17 protein-coding genes and 1 pseudogene are annotated in these 21,137 nt (G+C 63.2%); 1 reads left to right on the top strand and 17 read right to left on the bottom strand.

Features of this window, described 5'->3' with window-relative positions:
• Positions 1-32: 32 nt before the first annotated feature.
• The 15 genes and pseudogenes from purF to leuC all read right to left on the bottom strand — a co-directional run bounded on the left by purF (position 33) and on the right by leuC (position 16,778).
• A complete protein-coding gene (gene purF, locus ACRHIG_RS10970) occupies positions 33-1,556 on the bottom strand; it encodes an amidophosphoribosyltransferase (RefSeq protein WP_475415570.1) in 1,524 nt (507 codons plus the stop codon).
• 38 nt (positions 1,557-1,594) lie between these two features.
• Entirely contained in the window at positions 1,595-2,083 is a 489-nt protein-coding gene (locus ACRHIG_RS10965; protein WP_077407525.1) for a CvpA family protein, read from the bottom strand.
• A 20-nt stretch (positions 2,084-2,103) separates the two neighbouring features.
• A complete protein-coding gene (locus tag ACRHIG_RS10960; RefSeq protein ID WP_489630183.1) occupies positions 2,104-2,871 on the bottom strand; it encodes an SPOR domain-containing protein in 768 nt (255 codons plus the stop codon).
• A 248-nt stretch (positions 2,872-3,119) separates the two neighbouring features.
• Complete coding sequence (folC, locus tag ACRHIG_RS10955; protein WP_489630182.1) at positions 3,120-4,418, bottom strand: bifunctional tetrahydrofolate synthase/dihydrofolate synthase; 1,299 nt, start codon at positions 4,416-4,418, stop codon at positions 3,120-3,122.
• Positions 4,419-4,519: 101 nt separating this feature from the next.
• The gene (accD, locus tag ACRHIG_RS10950) at positions 4,520-5,392 is read right to left on the bottom strand and encodes an acetyl-CoA carboxylase, carboxyltransferase subunit beta (RefSeq protein ID WP_010400390.1); all 873 of its coding nucleotides are present in this window, start codon (positions 5,390-5,392) and stop codon (positions 4,520-4,522) included.
• Between the two features lie 197 nt (positions 5,393-5,589).
• Positions 5,590-6,386: pseudogene (gene trpA / locus ACRHIG_RS10945) on the bottom strand (tryptophan synthase subunit alpha).
• 86 nt (positions 6,387-6,472) lie between these two features.
• Entirely contained in the window at positions 6,473-7,723 is a 1,251-nt protein-coding gene (gene trpB / locus ACRHIG_RS10940) for a tryptophan synthase subunit beta (RefSeq protein WP_475415575.1), read from the bottom strand.
• Positions 7,716-8,399: a phosphoribosylanthranilate isomerase gene (locus ACRHIG_RS10935; protein ID WP_475415576.1), complete on the bottom strand. Its 684-nt coding sequence runs from the start codon at positions 8,397-8,399 to the stop codon at positions 7,716-7,718. The genes trpB and ACRHIG_RS10935 overlap by 8 nt, the downstream gene beginning before the upstream one ends.
• Before the next feature lie 22 nt (positions 8,400-8,421).
• Positions 8,422-9,252 carry a tRNA pseudouridine(38-40) synthase TruA gene (truA, locus tag ACRHIG_RS10930; RefSeq protein ID WP_071076099.1) on the bottom strand — a complete coding sequence of 277 codons (831 nt, stop codon included), beginning with the start codon at positions 9,250-9,252 and terminating at the stop codon, positions 8,422-8,424.
• A 146-nt stretch (positions 9,253-9,398) separates the two neighbouring features.
• Complete coding sequence (locus ACRHIG_RS10925; RefSeq protein WP_489630181.1) at positions 9,399-11,882, bottom strand: motility hub landmark protein FimV; 2,484 nt, start codon at positions 11,880-11,882, stop codon at positions 9,399-9,401.
• A gap of 253 nt (positions 11,883-12,135) precedes the next feature.
• Entirely contained in the window at positions 12,136-13,263 is a 1,128-nt protein-coding gene (gene asd, locus ACRHIG_RS10920) for an aspartate-semialdehyde dehydrogenase (protein ID WP_475415579.1), read from the bottom strand.
• Positions 13,264-13,308: 45 nt separating this feature from the next.
• Positions 13,309-14,379, bottom strand: a complete 1,071-nt coding sequence (leuB, locus tag ACRHIG_RS10915; protein ID WP_489630180.1) for a 3-isopropylmalate dehydrogenase — start codon at positions 14,377-14,379, stop codon at positions 13,309-13,311.
• Between the two features lie 10 nt (positions 14,380-14,389).
• The gene (leuD, locus tag ACRHIG_RS10910; protein ID WP_489630179.1) at positions 14,390-15,037 is read right to left on the bottom strand and encodes a 3-isopropylmalate dehydratase small subunit; all 648 of its coding nucleotides are present in this window, start codon (positions 15,035-15,037) and stop codon (positions 14,390-14,392) included.
• A gap of 51 nt (positions 15,038-15,088) precedes the next feature.
• On the bottom strand, positions 15,089-15,211 hold the full coding sequence (locus tag ACRHIG_RS10905; RefSeq protein WP_010400408.1) for an entericidin A/B family lipoprotein: 123 nt from the start codon (positions 15,209-15,211) through the stop codon (positions 15,089-15,091).
• Between the two features lie 163 nt (positions 15,212-15,374).
• A complete protein-coding gene (leuC, locus tag ACRHIG_RS10900; RefSeq protein ID WP_475415581.1) occupies positions 15,375-16,778 on the bottom strand; it encodes a 3-isopropylmalate dehydratase large subunit in 1,404 nt (467 codons plus the stop codon).
• Between the two features lie 351 nt (positions 16,779-17,129).
• Between leuC and ACRHIG_RS10895 the strand changes: the two genes are divergently transcribed.
• The gene (locus ACRHIG_RS10895; RefSeq protein ID WP_489630178.1) at positions 17,130-18,227 is read left to right on the top strand and encodes a S41 family peptidase; all 1,098 of its coding nucleotides are present in this window, start codon (positions 17,130-17,132) and stop codon (positions 18,225-18,227) included.
• Between the two features lie 51 nt (positions 18,228-18,278).
• On the opposite strand, the gene ACRHIG_RS10890 is transcribed toward ACRHIG_RS10895, so the two are convergent.
• Together ACRHIG_RS10890 and ACRHIG_RS10885 are read right to left on the bottom strand one after the other, a co-directional pair.
• The gene (locus ACRHIG_RS10890) at positions 18,279-20,159 is read right to left on the bottom strand and encodes a chemotaxis protein CheA (protein WP_489630177.1); all 1,881 of its coding nucleotides are present in this window, start codon (positions 20,157-20,159) and stop codon (positions 18,279-18,281) included.
• Complete coding sequence (locus ACRHIG_RS10885) at positions 20,159-21,019, bottom strand: protein phosphatase CheZ (RefSeq protein ID WP_489630176.1); 861 nt, start codon at positions 21,017-21,019, stop codon at positions 20,159-20,161. The genes ACRHIG_RS10890 and ACRHIG_RS10885 overlap by 1 nt, the downstream gene beginning before the upstream one ends.
• Positions 21,020-21,137 lie beyond the last annotated feature (118 nt).

The following is a 21,137-nucleotide window of genomic DNA, read 5'->3' as shown; positions in this document are numbered from 1 at the left end:
CAAAAAAGCCCGGCGCTAGCCGGGCAAGATAATTACGCTTCTGTCGTGGCCAGGTTCAGGTTCAGCTGGGAACGCGGCGTATCTTCGGGCGCCGCCGCCTTCGGATGGTGGCGCGCATATTCCAGGCGGTCCAGGTATTCCTGCGACACGTCGCCCGTCACGTAGACGCCGTCGAAACACGAAGCCTCGAAGTTGACCAGGGCCGGGTTGACGTCGGCGATCGCCTGCTTCAGGGCGCCGATATCCTGGTAGACCAGGTAATCGGCCGTGATTTCGCGGCACACTTCTTCCGTCGTGCGGCCGTAGGCGATCAGCTCGTCGCGCGTCGGCATGTCGATGCCGTACACGTTCGGGTAGATGACCGGCGGCGCGGCCGAGGCGAAGATGACTTTCGTCGCGCCCGCTTCACGCGCCATCTGCACGATTTCACGGCTGGTGGTGCCGCGCACGATGGAATCGTCGACCAGCAACACGACTTTATCCTTGAACTCGGACGGGATCGCGTTGAGCTTCTGGCGCACGGATTTCTTGCGCGCCGCCTGGCCCGGCATGATGAAGGTACGGCCGATGTAGCGGTTCTTGATGAAACCTTCGCGGTACTCGATGTTCAGCGCCATGGCCAGCTGGATGGCGGCCGGACGCGAGGAATCGGGAATCGGCATGACCACGTCGATATGCACGCCGGGCAGTTCGGTGCGGATCTTCTCGGCCAGGTATTCGCCCATTTTCAGGCGCGTGGCGTATACGGAGGCGCCGTCGATGACGGAATCGGGACGGGCCAGGTAGACGAACTCGAACACGCATGGGTTCAGGCTGGCGTTGTCGGCGCACTGGGCGCTATGCAATTGCTTGTCGGCGTCGATAAAGACGGCTTCGCCGGGACCGATGTCGCGCACGAAGCGGAAGCCCATGCCTTCCAGGGCCACGGATTCGGAAGCGATCAGGTATTCGGGTCCCTGCTCCGTTTCATTGATGCCCAGGCACAGCGGGCGGATGCCGTGCGGGTCGCGGAAGGCCAGCAAGCCCACGCCGGCGATTTGCGCGACGGCGGCGTAGCCGCCCTTGACGCGGCGGTTCAGTACGGTAACGGCCTTGAAGATGGCTTCCGGGTCCAGGTTCAGGCCCGTCGTCGCTTCCTGGATTTCATGCGCCAGCACGTTGAGCAGCACTTCCGAATCGGAATCGGTATTGATGTGGCGGCGGTCGTTCTTGAACATTTCCAGCTTCAACTGTTCCCAGTTGGTCAGGTTGCCGTTGTGCGCCAGGGTGATGCCGAACGGCGCATTCACATAGAACGGCTGCGCTTCCTCTTCGCTCGACGAACCGGCCGTCGGATAGCGGCAATGACCGATGCCCGAATTGCCTTGCAGCGAACGCATGTTGCGCGTACGGAAGACGTCACGTACGAGGCCGTTGGCCTTGTGCATGGAAAACATACTGCTGTGATTGGTCGCAATCCCTGCCGCATCCTGACCGCGATGTTGCAGGAGCAACAATGCATCATAGAGCAATTGATTGACAGGTTGATGGGAAACGACGCCGACGATGCCACACATGGTGTGCTCCTAAACTGTGCTACTGATTTTAAAAAAATTCAAAATTTCACATGCTGCGCGTAAGCGGCAGGCAGATAAGGCTTGATGGCGCGCGCGCCCTGCTCCGCGAGCGGGCTGAGCTGCGCGTTTTTCCAGAATGGCTGCTGCGGTATGGACGTCATGCCACACAAGATGACGGCGGTCAGCACGATCACAAGGCCCCGCGCCACGCCGAACAGGCTGCCCAGGGTGCGGTCGGCCAGGCTCAGGCCCGTCACCTTGACGAGGGCGTCGACCGTCATGGACAGCAATCCCATCAAAATGCGCACGCCGATGAACAGCACCACGAAGGCCAGCAGCAAACGGATGGCTTCGCCCGGCACGGCTTCCGGCAGGAATTTCGCCAGGGTGGCGCCATAGGCGTTGGCGATGACGAATGCCACGATCCAGCTGACCAATGACAGTATTTCCTTGACCAGGCCGCGCATCATGCTGATCAGCACGGACGTCACCAGTACGAACAGCACCAGGTAATCGAAGATCGTCACGCGCGTTCAGCCTTGTATCGTCACGCCGGCACCAGCGAGCCGCCCAGACCCAGCTTTTGCAGCTTGGCGCGCGTCTTTTCCGCATCTTCGCGGCTGCCGAACGGGCCAACCCGTACACGGATGCGCTCGCCCGCCGGACTGGAGACTTTCTGCGTGTACGACTTGATGCCCGCTTCGCGCAGCTTGTCCTGCAATTCATCGACCTTGTCCTGCGTCGCCAGCGCCGCCACCTGCACCACGAACTTGCCGCTGCCGGCGTCGTGGGGCTTGTCTTGCGCTTTTTCTTGCGGCTTGCCTTCCAGGATAGCCAGCGCGCGCGCGGCATCGTCGGCCGATTGCGCCGGCTTGGCAGGCTTCGCTTCGGGCTTGGCTTCCGGTTTTACCTCATGCTTGGGTTCCGGCTTGGACTCGGGCTTGGGCTCGTGTTTCGGCTCCGGCTTGGCTTCGTGCTTCGGCTCGGATTTCGGTTCCGGTTTCGGCTCCACCTTGACAGGTTTCGGTTCGGGCTTGGGCTCGGGTTTCGGTTCCACGTAGGCCGGTTTGACCGGCGCAGGCTGGGCGGCGGCCAGCACGGGCGCCGGCGCCGCTGCCGGCTTGGCCGCGGGCGGCAGCGGCGCGTCGACGATTTCCTCGGACTGGTCCAGGCCATCCGCTGCCGCCCGGGCCGGCACGGCCGGCACGGGCGCCGGTGCAGGCGCAGCCTTTTCCTTCGACGGAATGTCGATGGCGATATCGTTGAACGGGGCTTTCGGCTCGGAATCGAGCAGCATCGGCAAGCCGACGGCCACGCCCAGGGCCAGGGCGATGGCCCCGACCAGGCGGCGGCGTGCGCGCTTTTTTCAGGCAAGACCGGGTCCGGCGCTTCCTTGCCGCCACGGCGCGATCCGCCGCCACCGGAAGTGTTGGCGGCGCGCTTGCGGGTCGGCGACTGCGCTTCGCCAGGGACATAAAAGCCGCTGTCTTCGCCAGAGGATTCTTGCTTGTTTTTAAACAGTTTCGAGAACAAGCCCATGCGTGATTTTCAGTCGAGTGCGTTTCAGTGAAGTGAGGATTTTCGGGCCTTCATCACGCCGGCAACGGTGAGGAAAGAACCAAAGACCACAATTCTATCATTCTCACCGGCCCGGCTCATTGCATTTGCAAAAGCTTGTGCCGGATCATCGAAAATAGACACAGTATGCTCGCTGCTGTCGGGCTTATCTTCGAGCATGATCTGCACCTTGGCGGCCAGTTCGGAAGCCGTGGCCGCGCGCGGCGAAGGCAGGCCCGCCAGGCACCAGTGGTCGACGTGCTCGCTCATCGCGGCCAGCACGCCATCGATATCCTTGTCCTGCATGGAGCCGAACACGGCATAGGTGTACGGGTGGAAACCCATATTGCCCAGGTTCTGATTCAGGGCCGACGCCGCGTGCGGGTTGTGCGCCACGTCGAGGATCACGCTGGGGCGGCCAGGCAAGACCTGGAAACGGCCCGGCAACTCCACCGTCACGAGGCCCGTGCGCACTTCCTGCGCGCCCACGGGCAGTTTCAGCTTCAGCACTTCCAGCGCGGCCAGCACGGCCGTCGCATTGAGGATCTGGTTGGCGCCGCGCAAGCTCGGATAGGCCAGCGAATTGCGGCGCTGCTCGCGCCCGCCGTAGTTCCACTGCTGCTTGTCGCCCGAATAGTTGAAATCGCGGCCCATCAGCCACAGGTCGGCGCCGATGGCCTCGGCATGGTCGATCAGCGACTGCGGCGGCACGGGATCGCTGCAGATGGCCGCCTTGCCCGGACGGAAGATGCCGGCCTTTTCAAAGCCGATCGCTTCGCGCGTGTCGCCCAGATAATCCGTGTGGTCGATATCGACGCTGGTGACGATGGCCACGTCGGCGTCGATCACGTTGACGGCGTCCAGGCGCCCGCCCAGGCCCACTTCGAGGATGGCCACGTCGAGCTTGGCCTGCGACAGCAGGTGCAGGATGGCCAGGGTGGTGAATTCGAAATACGTGAGCGGCGTGTCGCCGCGCACGGCCTCAACCGCCTGGAAGCTGGCGACGATTTGCTCGTCGCTGGCCATCTCGCCCAGCACGCGGGCGCGCTCGTTGAAATCGAGAAAATGCGGCTTGATGTACAGCCCCACTTTGTAGCCGGCACGCAACAGCACGGATTCCAGCATGGCGCAGGTGGACCCCTTGCCATTCGTGCCCGCCACCATGATCACGGGACAGGTAAAAGCGAGCTGCATGCGGGCCTTGACGGCTTGCACGCGGTCCAGGCCCATATTGATCTGGGTTTCCGAATGGCGGTTTTCCAGCAGGGCGAGCCAGTCCGGCAAGGTGGTGGGGAGGTTTTGCATGGGAGACTTCTTGATGAGGAGACAGTGCGCGAGGCGCGGAGACGGTGTTGCGTGGCAACCGGGCGGATCCGCAGGACACCGCCCGGCCTGTTACGTTGGCGTTACGCCAAGACTTCCACAGCCTGGTTTTGCAGCAAGGCCAGCAGACGGGCGATTTCTTCGCGCATCTTGCGGCGGTCGACGATCATGTCGACGGCGCCCTTGGTGACGAGGAACTCGGCGCGCTGGAAGCCTTCCGGCAGTTTTTCGCGCACGGTGTTTTCAATCACGCGCGGGCCGGCAAAGCCGATCAGGGCTTTCGGTTCGGCGATGACCACGTCGCCCATGAAGGCGAACGAAGCGGACACGCCGCCCATGGTCGGGTCGGTCAGCACGCTGATGAATGGCAATTTCTTTTCGGACAGCTTGGTCAGCATGGCCGTGGTTTTCGCCATCTGCATCAGCGACAGCAAGCCTTCCTGCATGCGCGCGCCACCGGTGGCGGTGATGCAAATGAAAGGCACTTTCTGCTCCAGCGCGATCTGCGCGCCGCGCACGAAGCGCTCGCCCACGACGGAGCCCATGGAACCGCCCATGAATTCGAATTCGAAGCACGCCACGACCACTGGCAGGCTCATGATGGCGCCGCCCATGACGACCATCGCATCCGTCTCGCCCGTCGCTTCCATGGCGGACTTCAGGCGGTCCGGGTATTTCTTGCTGTCCTTGAACTTCAATGTATCGACGGGCAGGATTTCCTGGCCGATTTCATAGCGGCCGCCCGCGTCGAGCAGGCTGTCGAGGCGTTCGCGCGCGCGGATGCGCATGTGGTGGTCGCATTTCGGGCAGACGTGCAAATTCGATTCCAGATCCGTACGGTACAGCACGGCTTCGCACGACGGGCACTTGACCCACAGGCCTTCCGGCATGGTCTTGCGCGCGGCGGCATCTGAACGCTGGATGCGCGGTGGCAGCAGTTTTTCCAACCAACTCATATTTTCTCCTTGGGCCCTTGTAGGGGTAGCGTCGGTGGACGCCCCCGGCAGACGGTCAACGGCGACGCCCCGCGGGGCGCCGCCCAAAATTTTATCTATTGCACAATAACAGGCAAATCAGTGGCCGAAGTGTAGCCGTTTATCGCCGGGCTGTCGAACTTTGCCGCCAACGCATCTTGCGTAAACGGCAAGCTTGCTCAGGCGTCCAGTGCGGCGCGGATGCTTGCCGTAAAGCTGCGCACGGCATCGACGGCCCCCCTTCCGGCGCATTTTCTATCTCCTGGATGATGCGGCTGCCGATCACGACGGCGTCGGCCACCTTGGCAACGGCCTTGGCCGTGGCGCCATCGCGGATGCCGAAGCCCACGCCGATGGGTAATTTTACATGCTGGCGGATGGCCGCGAGGCGCTCTGCCACCTGTTCCGTATCAATGTTGCCGGCGCCCGTGACGCCTTTCAGCGACACATAATAGCTGAAGCCGCCGCCAACCTTGGCCACTTGCGCGATGCGCTCTTCCGTCGAGGTGGGCGCCAAGAGGAAAATCAGGTCGAGGCCCGCCGCGCGCATGGCGCCGGCAAATTCCTCGCACTCTTCCGGGGGATAGTCGACGACGATGGCGCCATCGGCGCCGGCCGCTTGCGCTGCATCAATAAACGCGGCACTGCCGATGCGTTCGATGGGATTGGCATAGCCCATCAGCACCACGGGCGTCGTCTGGTTCGTTTCACGGAACTGGCGCACATAGCCGAACACGTCGTGGATGCCGACATTGAATTTCAAGGCCCGTTCGCAGGCGCGCTGGATGACGGGGCCTTCGGCCATGGGGTCGGAAAACGGCACGCCCAGTTCCAGCACATCGGCGCCGCCCTCGACGAGCGCGTGCATGAGGGGCACGGTGGCGTCGGGGCCGGGGTCACCGGCGGTGATGAAGGTGACCAGGGCGGTCTTGTTGTTGGATTTTAAATTGGCGAAGGTGGTGGCGATACGGGACATGGTGAGCTTTCTTTATCGGTGGAGGATGTCGGATTACGCGCTTGCGCGCTAATCCGACCTACGCGTTATTGAGAATTGACAGTTGTTTAACTGAAATTCAATCCCATGCGCTCCGCCACGGTATGCATGTCCTTGTCGCCACGGCCCGACAGGTTGGCCAGCACGATCTGGTCTTTCGGCAAGGTAGCCGCCAGCTTGGCCGCGTAGGCCAGCGCGTGCGACGATTCCAGGGCCGGGATGATGCCTTCGATATGGCAGCAGTCGTGGAAAGCCTGCAGCGCCTCGTCATCCGTGATCGACACGTATTGCGCGCGGCCGGAATCTTTCAGCCACGCGTGTTCCGGACCGACGCCCGGATAGTCCAGGCCGGCCGAGACGGAATGCGTCTCGATGATCTGGCCGTTGTCATCCTGCAGCAGATAGGTGCGGTTGCCGTGCAGCACGCCCGGGAAGCCGGCCGTCAGCGATGCCGAATGCTTGCCCGTGTCCAGCCCTTCGCCGGCCGCTTCCACGCCGATCAGTTTGACCTCTTTCTGGTCGATGTACGGGTAAAAGATGCCCATGGCATTCGAGCCGCCGCCGATGCAGGCCAGCACGTAGTCGGGCTGGCGGCCCGTCATTTCCGGCATCTGCACCAGGCATTCCTCGCCGATCACGGACTGGAAGTCGCGCACCATCATCGGATACGGATGGGGGCCGGCCACGGTGCCGATGATATAAAAGGTGTTTTCGATGTTGGTGACCCAGTCGCGCATGGCTTCGTTCAGCGCGTCCTTGAGGGTCTTCGAACCCGATTCGACGGGCACGACGGTCGCGCCCAGCAATTTCATGCGGTACACGTTCTGCGCCTGGCGCTTGACGTCTTCGCTGCCCATGTAGACCACGCATTCGAGGCCGAAGCGGGCGCAGATGGTGGCCGTGGCCACGCCGTGCTGGCCGGCGCCCGTCTCGGCGATGATGCGCGGCTTGCCCATGCGCTTGGCCAGCAGGGCCTGGCCGATCACGTTGTTAATCTTGTGCGCGCCCGTGTGGTTCAAGTCTTCGCGCTTGAAATAGATTTGCGCGCCGCCCGCCATCTGGGACCAGCGCTTGGCGTGGTAGATGGGCGACGGGCGGCCGACGAAGTGCTTCAGCTCGTAGCGGAATTCTTCCAGGAATTCCGGATCGGCGCTGTAGCGCGCATAGGCGTCCTTCAGCTCGGCCAGCGCATGCGTGAGCGTTTCGGCCACGAAGGAGCCGCCGTACGGGCCGAAATGGCCGCGCAGGTCGGGAAACGGGTAATCGGTGGCGTGGAACAATGCGGCGGCTGCGCCGGGCGCTGTGGTATGGTCATTCATGGTGGTTTCCTCTGGCAATGATGGCATCGGCATCCCCCACCGCGGCGATGAACGCGCGGACTCGGGATGCGTCCTTGATGCCCTTGGACGCTTCGACACCACTGCTGATGTCGACGGCGTAAGGGCGCACGCGCACCACTGCGTCAGTCGCGTTTTGTACGCTCAAGCCACCACTTAAAACGACCCGAGGCGCGAGTTCTTCTGGAATGAGGGACCAATCGAATACCTTTCCTGCACCGCCATACGCATCCACATAGGTATCGAGCAAGAGGCTCGAGAACAAGGGGCTGGCGGCGCGATAGCGCTGTTCGTATTCTAGCAAATCTTCAAAGCTGGTGTCGGGTTTGACGCGGAACACTTGCGTAAACGGCGTCTGCACGGCGCCGGCGAGCGCCGCGCTGTGCTCGGGCGTCTCGTCGCCGTGAAATTGCAGCAGCGACAAGGGCGCCACGGCCCGGGTCGCCCGCACTTCTTCCACGGATGCATTGACGAACAGGCCCACCGTCGTCACATACGGGGGAACGGCGGCGATCAGGCTGGCGGCCTGCCCGGGCGTCACGTAACGGGGGCTTTTCGGATAAAACACGAAGCCGATGGCGTCGGCACCCGCCGCCACGACAGCCTGGATGTCTTCGACGCGGGTCAGGCCGCAGATCTTGATGCGTGTGCGTGGCATGGCTATCCTTTATTGATGCAGATCAAAACCAGGGCAAGGCGCTGCTGCTGTCTTGCGGTAATTCCCATTTCGGATCGTAATCGATCTGCGCCAGATACAAGCCGTCCGGCATGAAGGTGGGCGCCGCCGCGTGGCGATCCTTACTTTCAAGCAAGTGCCCGAGCCAGTCCGGCTTTTCCCGTCCCGTGCCGATATACACGAGCGAACCGACCAGGTTGCGCACCATGTGGTGCAGGAAGGCATTGGCCGTAATGGTGAAAATCACACAATCACCGCGCCGCTCGATGCGGATGTCGTGCATCAGCTTGACAGGCGACTTGGCCTGGCATTGGGCGGCGCGGAAGGCCGTGAAATCGTGCCAGCCCAAGAGCGGCTGCACGGCTTGCCGCATCAGTTCCACGTCCAGCGGACGGAAAAAGAAACCGGCGCGCCCTTCCACCAGCGGCGAACGGGTGGCGTTGTTATACAACACATAATGATAAGTACGCGCGCGGGCGCTGAAACGGGCGTGGAAAAAGTCATTGACCGTCGGATCGCCTTCGAGTTCCTTGGCCCAGCGCACGGCGATCGATTTCGGCAGGAAGGCGTTGACGCCGCGCACCCAGGAGTGCACGTCGCGGTTCAGTTCCGTATCGAAATGCACCACTTGCTCAAGCGCATGCACGCCCGTGTCCGTGCGGCCGGCGCAGGTGGTGGCTAGGCGCACGCGGGCAAACTGCTCCAGCGCGTTTTCCAGCTGGTCCTGCACCGTCTGCCCATCTTCCTGTTTCTGGTATCCGTGCCAGGCCGTGCCATCGTACTGCAGGCCGAGGACGATACGCTTGAATGGCGTTGCTGTCGTAATATTTTGCATCGAAGCATTATACCGGCGCAAAGGCGGCCCCGCCTCCCGGCCACACAAGCGCCTGAGACGGCATTCAGGGCCAGGCGCGCGGTCGAAGACAGTACGAATAGTACGGCGAGACCGTGCAACGCCGCCATGGACGTCGTATCAGGTGCTTAGCTCAGCAAAGCTCGCATGGTATTCGCCTTGGCAACCTGCTCTTCGCTGCCGCCCTTGATGACCTCATCGATCAGCTCGCGCGCGCCTTCCTTGTCGCCGATTTCCTGGTAAGCGATCGCCAGGTCCAGCTTGGTATCCATTTCCATGTGGATGGCCGACAGCGGGTCGTCCACGCCCACGCTGGCCGTCTTGCCGTCGTTGAGGTCCAGGTCGATGCCGGACAGATCGAACTCTTGCGCAGGCGGGATGGCCTCCGGCAAGGTGGCCGGCGCCTGCGCATCGTCGAACAGGCTGTCGATCGACGGTTCGGCCGCCGCGACGGGAGCGGCAGCCGGCGCCACGGGTTCGTCGAGGTCGAAATGGGCCAGGTCCACGTCTTTCAACGGATCAGGCAATGGCGTCAAGCCGGCGCCCACGCCATTGACGGGGCCGGCAGGCGGCTCCAGGTCCAGGCCGAAATCCATGCTGGCGTCATACTGCACATCGTGCGCATCGTGCGTATCGTGCGCGGCCGGCTGCGGCTTGCTGTCCGGCCCCGGCATGACGATCGGGTCGCTGGTGGAAACGGGCTCGAAATCGAGGCTGTCGAGGTCAAAATCGAGGGGATCGCGCGCATCGCGGGCCGCCACGGAGGCCACCGGCTCGGCCGGCGCCAGGTCGGCCAGCGGCGCAGGAACCGGCAAATCGTCGGGCAAGTCCATGCTCTGGCCATGCACGTCGCCACCGGCACCCTTGCTCAGGCTGACCACGGCGTCGTCTTCCGTATCGCCATACAGGGGGTTGGTGGGATCGAGCGCCAGGCCCAGCGCGGCCGCCTGCGGCCACTCTTCGCCCTGGCCCCGCGTCAGGCTGTACAGCTCGCTGGCCTGGTCTTCAAACGCGCGCACGTCGTTGCGGGCCGAATAGATTTCCAGCAGCTTCAGGCGGGCCGCATGGCGCTCCGGGTGGATGCGCAAGGCTTCCTTGAGGATATCTTCCGCCTGGCCATCGCGGCCATAGGCGATATACACGTCCGCTTCGGCGACCGGGTCGGTTTCATTCGCGTCGAGCATGCTGGCGCCCGCCGCCGCGGCCACGCCGGCAGCGGCGGCGCCCGTACCGAACAGATGGTTGCTCGCTTCGGACTGCTGGTCTTCCGGCGCCAGGCCGGACGGCGGCGCGACGGGTGGCTCCGGCTCGAACACGGGAGCCACGCTCTCCGGCGCGGGCGGCGCATCCTTGCGGCGGCGCGCGACCACCAGCGCCGCCACGGCTGCCAGCAGCGCGGCGAGGCCGATGCCGATGGCGCCCAGGTGGTCATTGATCTTGTCGGTAATCGTCGGTTCCAGCGGCGACGGTTTCTTCACCAGCGGCACCGGTTTCGCCTTGGGCACGGGCGGCTGCGCCTCGGCCGGCGCGCTGGCCGCTGCGCTGGCGGCGGCCTCGGCCGGTTTGGCCGGCGCCGGGGCGCTCTTGTCGGCCATGGCCTTGCTCTTGACGGCCATCAGCTTTTCCAGGTCGCTGACGTTCTTTTCCAGTTCCTTGACGCGCGCGGCCGCTTCATCGACCTGTTTCGCCTTGGCGATCTTGTCTTCCTCGCTGGCGACGGCGCTCTTGCCGGCCGCCTTGGCCGCCGGCTCCGCCTTCGACAGTTTCAGCTTGTCTTGCGACTCGCTCACGGCCGTCGGCTTTTCCTGCACGCGGGTAGGCCCGATCTTGCCGGCCGTGCTTTGCGCCGCCTCTGCCGCCTTGGCCGGTTTGCTTTGCGACACCTGGCCCGCCAGCTTGTTGCGGTAGGCTTCGAAATCGATGGCGTGCGCCGTCACGATGCCCTTCGCTTCGGCCGCCCCCGTGGCGCGCGCGGCGTCCGCGCCCGGCACGGCGAGGATGCGCCCGGCCTGCATGCGGTTCATGTTCTCGCCCTTGAAGGCATCGGGATTGGCGCGGTACAGGGCGACGAGCATCATGTCGAGCGACACGCCCGAAGGCTTCAGTTCGCTGGCGATGCGGCTCAGGGTGTCACCCGCCTTGACCTTGTACTCGCCCGCCGCCTTGTTCGCCGGCGGCGCGGTGTCGGCAGCGGCGGCGGCCGGCTTGGCCTTGCCCGGCTCGACTGGCGCCGTCACTTGCGCGCCGCGCGTCTGGCGCGCTTCCGGCGTGTCGAGCACGAATGCGTATTCGCGCACCTGGCGACCGCTCTTGCCGCTCAGTTCCAGCAAGAGATCCACCATGGGCTCGGCCACCGGCTGCGCCGAGCTGATGCGGATGAAGGGCTTGCCATTGCGGTTTTCCACGGCAAACGTCAAGGCGTTCAGCGCGGGATTGAATTCCACGTTGGCCTGGCGGTAGGCCTCCGGCGGCGCCAGCTTGGCCAGCAGGCTGGCTGCCTCGCCTGGCTTGACGGCCGATAATTCGACCTCGGCGCGCAGCGGCTGGCCAGCGGCGGACAGCACCGTGATCTTGCCCAGCTCGGCTGCGGATACCGCCGGTGACAACAACACGGCACAGGCGACAGCGCTGCTGAGTGTTTTAATGGCAAGGGAGGCGACCCGGGGACGAGTGTGTACAGGCATAGTTGGCGGCATCTTAGTTGACATGGGAAAACTGTTACTTTTCCAGAGGTATCAACATATCATCATGCCCAGAGCTATGCAAGCTCCGCATGGTTGAGCCTTGACGGGTTCGGCACGAAAAAAGCCGGGAAAACAGCCCCGGCTTGATCTGCATCAGCAATTGATTGCTGATTTATGGCTGTTACGCATCCAACAAAATACGCAGCATGCGGCGCAGCGGCTCGGCCGCGCCCCACAGCAACTGGTCGCCCACGGTGAACGCGGACAGGTATTCACCGCCCATGCTCATCTTGCGCACGCGGCCGACGGGAATCGTCAGGCTGCCCGTGACAGCCGCCGGCGACAGGTCGCGCACGGACGCTTCGCGCGTGTTCGGCACGAATTTCACCCATTCATTGTTGCTGGCGATGATGTCGTTGATTTCATCGAGCGGCACGTCTTTCTTCAGCTTGATGGTCAGCGCCTGCGAATGGCAGCGCATGGCGCCGATGCGCACGCACAGGCCGTCGACGGGAATTTCCTTGGTGCCAAAGTCGATGCCGCGGCCCAGGATCTTGTTCGTTTCCGCGCCCGCCTTCCACTCTTCCTTCGACTGGCCGTTGCCCAGGTCCTTGTCGATCCATGGAATCAGGTTGCCGGCCAGCGGCGCGCCGAATTGCTTGATTTCGTCCGGGGAATAGCCGTGCTGGGTGGCCAGCACCTGGCGGTCGATTTCCAGGATGGCGGAAGCGGGGTTTTCCAGCAAGGCCTTGACGGAGCTGTTGATGGTGCCAAATTGCGTCAGCAGTTCGCGCATGTGCTGCGCGCCGCCGCCCGAAGCCGCCTGGTACGTCATCGACGTCATCCAGTCGATCAGGTCGTGCTGGAACAGGCCGCCCAGGCCCATCATCATGCACGACACGGTGCAATTGCCGCCGATGTAGTTCTTGACGCCCTTGCCCAGCGCATCCTTGATGACGTGCAGGTTGACGGGGTCGAGCACGATGACGGCGTCTTTTTCCATGCGCAAGGTCGAGGCCGCATCGATCCAGTAGCCGTTCCAGCCGCTAGCGCGCAGCTGCGGGAAAACGGCGCTCGTGTAGTCGCCGCCCTGGCAGGAAATGATGATGTCGCACTTGGACAGTTCGGCGATGTTGTTGGCATCCTTGAGGATGGTTTCATTCTTCGCCATGGCCGGCGCGGCGCCGCCCGTGTTCGAAGTGGTGAAAAACACCGGTTCGATGTGGGCGAAATCGCCCTCTTCCTGCATGCGCTGCATCAGGACCGAACCGACCATACCGCGCCAACCTACCAAGCCAACTAATTTCATTACCATTCCTCAAGATGAGACGGCGACTGCCGTCATTGAAATATTTTATCCTAATGCACGTACTACGGCATCGCCCATGGCCTCGGTACCGACCAACGTCGTGCCCGCTTCGTGGATGTCTGCCGTGCGCAACCCCTGCGCCAGCACCTGCTTGACGGCACCCTCGATGCGGTTTGCCTGTTCTTCGCGATTCAGCGAATAGCGCAGCATCATGGCGGCCGACAAGATCGTCGCCAGCGGATTGGCGATGCCCTTGCCCGCGATATCGGGCGCCGAACCGTGCGACGGCTCGTACAGGCCCTTGTTGTTGGCGTCCAGCGAAGCGGACGGCAGCATGCCGATCGAGCCCGTCAGCATGGCGGCCGCGTCCGACAGGATGTCGCCGAACATGTTGCCGGTCACCATGACGTCGAATTTCTTCGGCGCCCGCACCAGCTGCATGGCCGCGTTATCGACGTACATATGATCGAGCGCCACATCCGGGTATTCCTTGTGCACGTCGATGACGATGTCTTTCCAGAACTGGAAGGTTTCCAGCACGTTCGCCTTGTCCACGCTGGTCAGGCGCTTGTCGCGCTTTTGCGCGGCCTGGAACGCCACGTGGGCGATGCGGCGGATTTCGCCTTCCGCATAGCGCATGGTGTCGTAGCCTTCGCGCTGGCCCTTGAACGGACCGTCCGGGCACTCGCGCACGCCGCGGGGCTGGCCGAAATAGATGTCGCCCGTCAATTCGCGGATGATCAAAATATCCAGGCCGGACACCACTTCCGGCTTCAGGGTCGAGGCGCCCGCCAGTTCCGGATACAAGATGGCCGGACGCAGGTTGGCGAACAGGCCCAGGTTCTTGCGCAGGCCCAGGATCGCCTGTTCCGGGCGGAACTGGCGCTCCAGCTTGTCGTACTGGTAGTCGCCCACGGCGCCGAACAGCACGGCATCGGCCGCTTTCGCCAGGGCCAGGGTGCCTTCCGGCAAGGGGTGGCCATGGGCCGCATAGCCGGCGCCGCCCACGGGCGCCGTTTCCAGCTCGAACGATTCGCCCAGCACATTCAAGACCTTGACGGCTTGCGCGACGATTTCAGGACCGATGCCGTCGCCGGGTAAGATTGCAATTTTCATGGAATGATCTTTAGATAACGTTGGCCAGCCAAGGCTGATTGGTCAAATGCCGTTCTTCGAAGGCGCGGATATCGTCGGCGTGGCGCAGGGTCAGGCCGATATCGTCGAGGCCATTCATCAGGCAATATTTGCGGAAGGCATCGATCTCGAATGGATACGAGACGGAACCGTTGCTGGTGCGCACGCACTGCTGTTCCAGGTCCACCACCAGCTTGTAGCCGGGGAAGGCCTTGACTTCATTGAACAGGTGCTCGACCTGGCTTTCCGACAGCACGATGGGCAGCAAGCCGTTCTTGTAGCAGTTATTGAAGAAGATGTCGGCAAACGAGGGCGCGATGATGGCGCGGAAGCCATACTGGTCCAGCGCCCACGGCGCGTGTTCGCGCGAGGAGCCGCAGCCGAAATTCTTGCGCGTGAGCAAGATCGAGGCGCCCTGGTAGCGCGGCTCGTTGAGCACGAACTCGGGGTTCAGCGGGCGGCGGCTGTTGTCCTGGCCCGGTTCGCCATGGTCGAGGTAGCGCCATTCGTCGAACAGGTTGGGGCCGAAGCCGCTGCGGTGGATCGATTTCAGGAATTGCTTCGGGATAATCGCGTCGGTGTCGACGTTGGCGCGGTCCAGCGGGGCGACCAGGCCTTCGTAAATCGTAAATTTATCCATGCTGTTTCTACTCGGTAAGACGCGCGGCGCGGGGCGCCGCCACGTCACGGTTTATTTTCCGCCGGCGCCAGTGACGACCTGGCCGACTTTCTGCACATCGCGGCCGATGCCGGAGACGGTGTTGCAGCCGGACAAGATGACGGTGGCGATGAGGAGGGCGAAGAGTTTTTTCATGATGAGTTCGTATGCGTATGTTTGAGAAAGCCGGAAGCGTCAGTGTAACCCAGCGGCTTAAAGCTGAGGTCAGTCCTTACGGATCGGAATTTTTCTCACTGAAAAAATTCCCCCGGCAAGTCTGACCCCTGATTTCCGCTGCGTTGCCACGCAGATCTTCAGCTTATCGCAATCCCCGCACGTCGACAAAGTGGCCCGCGATACCGGCCGCCGCCGCCATCGCGGGCGACACCAGGTGGGTACGACCGCCCTGCCCTTGCCGGCCTTCGAAGTTGCGGTTCGACGTGGACGCGCAGCGCTCGCCCGGTTCCAGGCGATCCGCATTCATGGCCAGGCACATGGAACAGCCCGGCTCGCGCCACTCGAAGCCGGCATCCTTGAAGATGCGGTCCAGGCCTTCGCGCTCGGCCTGGTCTTTCACCAGGCCGGAACCGGGCACCACCAGCGCCAGGGTGACATTCGAGGCGCGGTACTTGCCGCGTACCACGGCGGCGGCCGCGCGCAGATCCTCGATGCGCGAATTGGTGCAGGAACCGATGAAGACCTTGTCGATGCGGATGTCCGAGATCGGCGTGTTCGGCTTCAGCGCCATGTAGACGAGCGCCTTTTCGATGGCGTCGCGCTTGACGCTGTCTTTCTCATTGTCCGGATCCGGCACGCGGCCATCGATGCCGACCACCATCTCGGGCGAGGTGCCCCAGGTCACTTGCGGTTCGATCTCTTGTGCGTTGAGCGTGACGACGAGGTCGAAGCGGGCGCCCGGGTCCGAATGCAGGGTGCGCCAGTAGGCGACGGCGCGTTCCCAATGCGGGCCGGCCGGCGAAAACGGACGGCCCTTGACGTAATTGATGGTGGTGTCATCGACGCCGATGATGCCGGCGCGCGCGCCCGCCTCGATGGCCATGTTGCACACCGTCATGCGGCCTTCCATCGACAGGGCGCGGATGGCCGAGCCGCCGAACTCGATACAGTAACCGGTGCCGCCGGCCGTGCCGATCTTGCCGATGATGGCCAGCACGATGTCCTTCGCCGTCACGCCCGCCGGCAAGGCGCCGTCGACCTGCACCAGCATGGACTTCGATTTCTTTTGCAGCAAGGTCTGCGTGGCCAGCACGTGTTCCACTTCGGACGTGCCGATGCCGTGCGCCAGCGCGCCGAACGCGCCGTGCGTGGATGTGTGCGAATCGCCGCAGACGACCGTCATGCCGGGCAGGGTCGCACCCTGTTCGGGGCCGATCACGTGCACGATACCCTGGCGCTTGTCGTTCATATTGAAGTAGGTCAAGCCGTAGTGTTTGGCGTTCTTGTCCAAGGTTTCCACCTGCAGGCGCGAGACGGGATCAAGAATGCCGTCGACCCGGCTGGTGGTGGGCACGTTATGGTCGGCCACGGCCAGGTTGGCGGAAATGCGCCACGGCTGGCGACCCGCCACGCTGAGGCCATCGAAGGCTTGCGGGCTGGTGACTTCGTGCAGCAAGTGCCGGTCGATGTACAAAATTGTCGTGCCATCATCTTCGGCCCGAACAACGTGGGATTCCCAGAGTTTGTCGTAAAGCGTCTTCATCATGATTTATGCAGCGTTGCCACAGCCTGTAGTAAGTGATCAAGTGATACCAGGTCATACGGTGATCCACAAGGATTATGCCATATATTGAACGACACAGAACCGAAACAGGCAAAAGCGTGGGATTGGCGATACAAAGTTTGGCCACATTGTTGGATATGAGCTGTAAATTGCCGATATCGGCATATCGGCGACATGGCGGCCACATCTGCGTGCAGGCCGCCGAACGAGCCACGGCGCGGCCAGGAATCGATACTTTTTCTTTAATTTTTCGTGTATTGTATTTCGACAACAATTTCAGGAAAGACTGTGCTGATGAGACTGTGTTTTTTCGCCGCCACGCTCCTGGCTACTTTGACAGTCAGCCGTACGCAAGCGGCCACACCGGGCGAGACCTGCCTGCAGGACTTGCGCGTCCTTCCCGCCTTTTTGCTGGAAAACGATACTGGCGCGCGCCAGCATCTGGCACAAAAAGGTCAAGCGTATTTCGATCAGGCATTGGCCAGCGCCAGCACCGCGGCGGCCAGGGTGAACGATGATGCTGCCTGCAATACGGTACTGTCCGGTTACCTGAGCCAGTGGCGCAAAGGCCACCTGCAGATCATGCCGACCGGTGCGCTGAAGCATGAGACACCAGTTGCAGCACCATCCTCAACCGCCGCGCCAACGGCCACCACCGATGACAGGGCGCCATCGCTGCAGCTGCTGTCGCCGCACACGGCGCTGCTGACCTTACCGAGTTTTTTCCCGGGGTACGCCGGGCTCATCACTGATTTACTGGAAAGCAAGCGCGACGAACTGGCCAGCCGTCGAAACTGGATTATCGATGTGCGGCGCAACAACGGCGGCAGCGACAGCACATATGCGCCCTTGCTGCCATGGCTAGCTTCAGGCGAGAGCGTCAATATCGGTGGTGAATGGCTGTCCACGCCGGCCAATATCGCCAGCCAGGAAAACATCTGCGCGCTATACGCTCCCGGCGATGCCACCTGCACGAAATATATGGCACTGGCCGTCACCCGCATGCGCAGCGTGCAGCCCGGCCAGTTCGTGGCGCAAAGCACCAACGGGCCTGTCAGCTATGCGAGTGTGTCTGGCCAGGCAGTACAGCCGTCCAGGGTGGCGGTATTGGTCGACCGCGACTGCGCCAGCTCCTGCGAAGAATTCCTGCTGGCGGCGCGGCAAAGCTTTCATGTGAAATTGATCGGGCGCAACAGCGGTGGCGCGCTCGATTATTCGAACCTGCGCATGCAATCCCTGCCTTCAGGCCTGCGCCAGTTGGCCTACGCCACCTCGCGCTCGGCCCGCCTGCCGCAGCTGCAGGTGGACCTGGGCGGCATCATGCCCGACATCTACCTGCCGCCGCCGAAAGACGAGGCGGAGCGCGCCCAGGAAATCGTGCGCGTGCAGCGCTGGCTGGAAGGCGGCACGCTGCGGCCGGACGGCGCATAAAAAAGCCCGCTGCGCAATCTCCGCAGCGGGCTTGATTTTTCCAAGCAGAGCTTACGCCGCCATGCGTACCGTGCCGCGGCAGCCGTCCATCAGGAAGGACAGTCCCACCACCAGCACCAGTTCGCCTTCTGCCGAACGGGCCGTGCCCGTGATGCCTTCCACGGTGATGGCCGTCATCGGCTTGATCACCAGGTCGGCCGTGCCATCGACGGCTGCGACGGCCAGGATATACGGCTGTGGCGCGGCGACGACGATGCCGACGCGCTCGCTGCACGATTCGTAGCCCAGGGCGCCGGCCAGCGACCGCACGGGCAATGGACGGCCCTGGTCTTTCAGCACGGGCGCGCCGCCCACTTCCATGAAGGTTTCCGGCAATTCGACGACGCGCTGCACCACGGCCATCGGCAGCGCCAGCGCGGCGCCCGAGGTCGACACCAGCATGGTCGGCACGATCGACAGTTCGATCGGCAGGCGGATGGCAAACTTGGTGCCCTTGCCCAGCATGGATTCGATGTGGATGGCGCCGCGGTTTTTCTCCACGGCCGTTTTCACCACGTCCATGCCCACGCCGCGTCCGGAAACGCTGGACGCGACTTCCTTGGTCGAGAAGCCCGGCAGGAATACCAGCTGGAAGCATTCGTCGTTGCTCAACTGGGCGTTTTCGCTGATCAAGCCCTTTTGCTGGGCCTTGCTGCGCAAGAAGACCGGGTCCATGCCCTTGCCGTCATCCTGCAGCACGATCATGACGCTGTTGGCCTCTTGCCAGGCTTTCAGCGAAATATACGATTTGGCGGGCTTGCCGGCGGCCAGGCGCGCTTCCGGCGATTCGACGCCATGGTCGAGCGAGTTGCGCAGCATGTGCACGAGCGGATCGTACAGGCTGTCCACCACGACGCGGTCGACTTCCGTCTCCGCGCCCTCGATGGTCAGCTCGACGTCCTTGCCCAGGTCTTTCGCCAGTTCGCGCACCAGGCGCGGGAATTTCTGGAACAAACGGCCCACTGGCTGCATGCGCGTGGCCAGGGTGGCCCGCTGCAGTTCCGTCGAGTAGCGCGAGGCGCGTTCCAGGGTTTCCGCCAGGGTCGCCATCAGGGTGGCGGCCTGGCCTTCGAATTTGAATTGCAGCAGGCGCTCGAGCAGCACGGCAGCCTGGTTGGCGGCCTGCACGGATTCGCCGGCCACTTCCAGCAGGGCGTCGAGCTTGACGGCGTCGACGCGGATGCTGTCTTCCTTGACGGGCGCGGCATGGCGCACTTCCGGACGTTCTTCGCGGCGTTCCGCGCCATCCCAGGCCTTGGCGGCCGGCTTGGCGGCAGCGGCAGGCGCGGCGGCTGGCGCAGCAGCGACGGCGGACACGGGTGCCGCAGCGATCTGGCTGGCGGCCGGCACGACGGCGTTGTACATCGCCTCCCAGTCCAGGCCATCGGCGCTGGCCGTGGAAACGGCGGCGGCAGCGGCCGGCGCGGCGACAACGACTTCGGCGACCTCGGCAACGGCCACGGCCGCTTCCGCCACCACGGCGGCGGCCGGCGCAGGCGCATCCATGCCCTTGCCTTCGATGGCGTTCGTCAGGATGTGTTCCAGCTCTTCCGGCATGGCCGGCAAGCTTTCCGGCGCGGCGCCATTGGCCAGTTCCGTCAGCTGGTCGGCCACGAAACCGGACGCTTGCAGCGCCGCCTCGATGGCGATCGGGGTCACGGGCGCGGCGCCCGTGCGCAAGGCGTCGAACAGGTTTTCCGTCAGATGGCAGGCCGCCACCAGCGCGGGCAGACCCATGAAGCCGGCGCCGCCCTTGATGGTGTGGAAGGAACGAAACACGGCATTCAGTGTTTCCTTGTTGTCAGGATCGCGCTCGAGGCGCAATAAGTGCTCTTCAACATTAACCGCAAGATCCATCGCCTCAACGACGAAATCCTTGAGCATATCGTCCATTAGAATCCCAAATCCGCAAGAAGGTCGTCTACATTATCCTGGTCCAGCGCCACCGACGGCACGGAGGGGCCCTGCATCAGCGGCGCATCCTGCTTCTGTGCCAGCTTTTCGCGCACCTCGGCCGGCGCGTTGTCGCGCAGCAGCTGAGCCAACTCGTGCTCTACCGTCTTGGTGATGTTGACTACTTTTTTGATCAGCTGGCCCGTGATGTCCTGGAAGTCCTGCGCCATCATGATTTCCAGCAAGCGCGCTTTTTCCGCTTCCGTCGCTTCGGCAACGGCTTGCGCGAACTGGCGCGAATCGCCGGCCAGGGCCTTGAATTCTTCCAGGCTCAGCTTGCCGTCGAACAGGGCCGTCCAGCGGCCATCCATGTCCTTGGCTTTCTTCGACAGCACATCCTGCGCCGGCATGCCTTCGTCGAGCGTGTTCAAGACCTTGTTGGCGGCCTGCTCCGTCAGGGTGGCGACATACTCCAGGCGGTCCTGGGCGTCGACGATCTGCGACGACGCTTCCGTCAGTGCCTTGTCGTAGCCCAGTTCGCGCAGCGAATCGTGCAGCAGGCGCACAATGCCGCCCAGGCGCTCGAACATCGGCTTGTCGGACTGGTCGACGGGATCGGCCGCGTCGCCGGGCGCGTCGGCGCTGGCGGCGGGCGCCGCTTCCGGCGCGGCCACCACGGGCGCCGCTGCGGCTGCCGGCACGGCGGCGCTGGCCGACACGGAGTCGAACAGCGCGTCGAAATCGTCGTCCGCAATCACGGCGGGAGCGGGCGCGGCGGCAGGTGCGGGCTGAGCCGCGGCCGCACTTTGCGCAGATACTTCATCGAATAATGCATCGAAATCATCAGCGGCGTTGGTCATATCCCTGCTTCTCCATAATTTGTCAAAATTCCGCCTGAACTGTGCGTTTTACAGACTGATACCCGCAATTTCTCGATTAAGATGATTTGAGGCAATACCGCTGCGATGGTGCGAGTGT

Source organism: Janthinobacterium sp. C22 (assembly GCF_057919405.1).
Note: the sequence above shows the minus strand (reverse complement) of the source record. Positions and strands in the feature narration are given on the sequence as shown.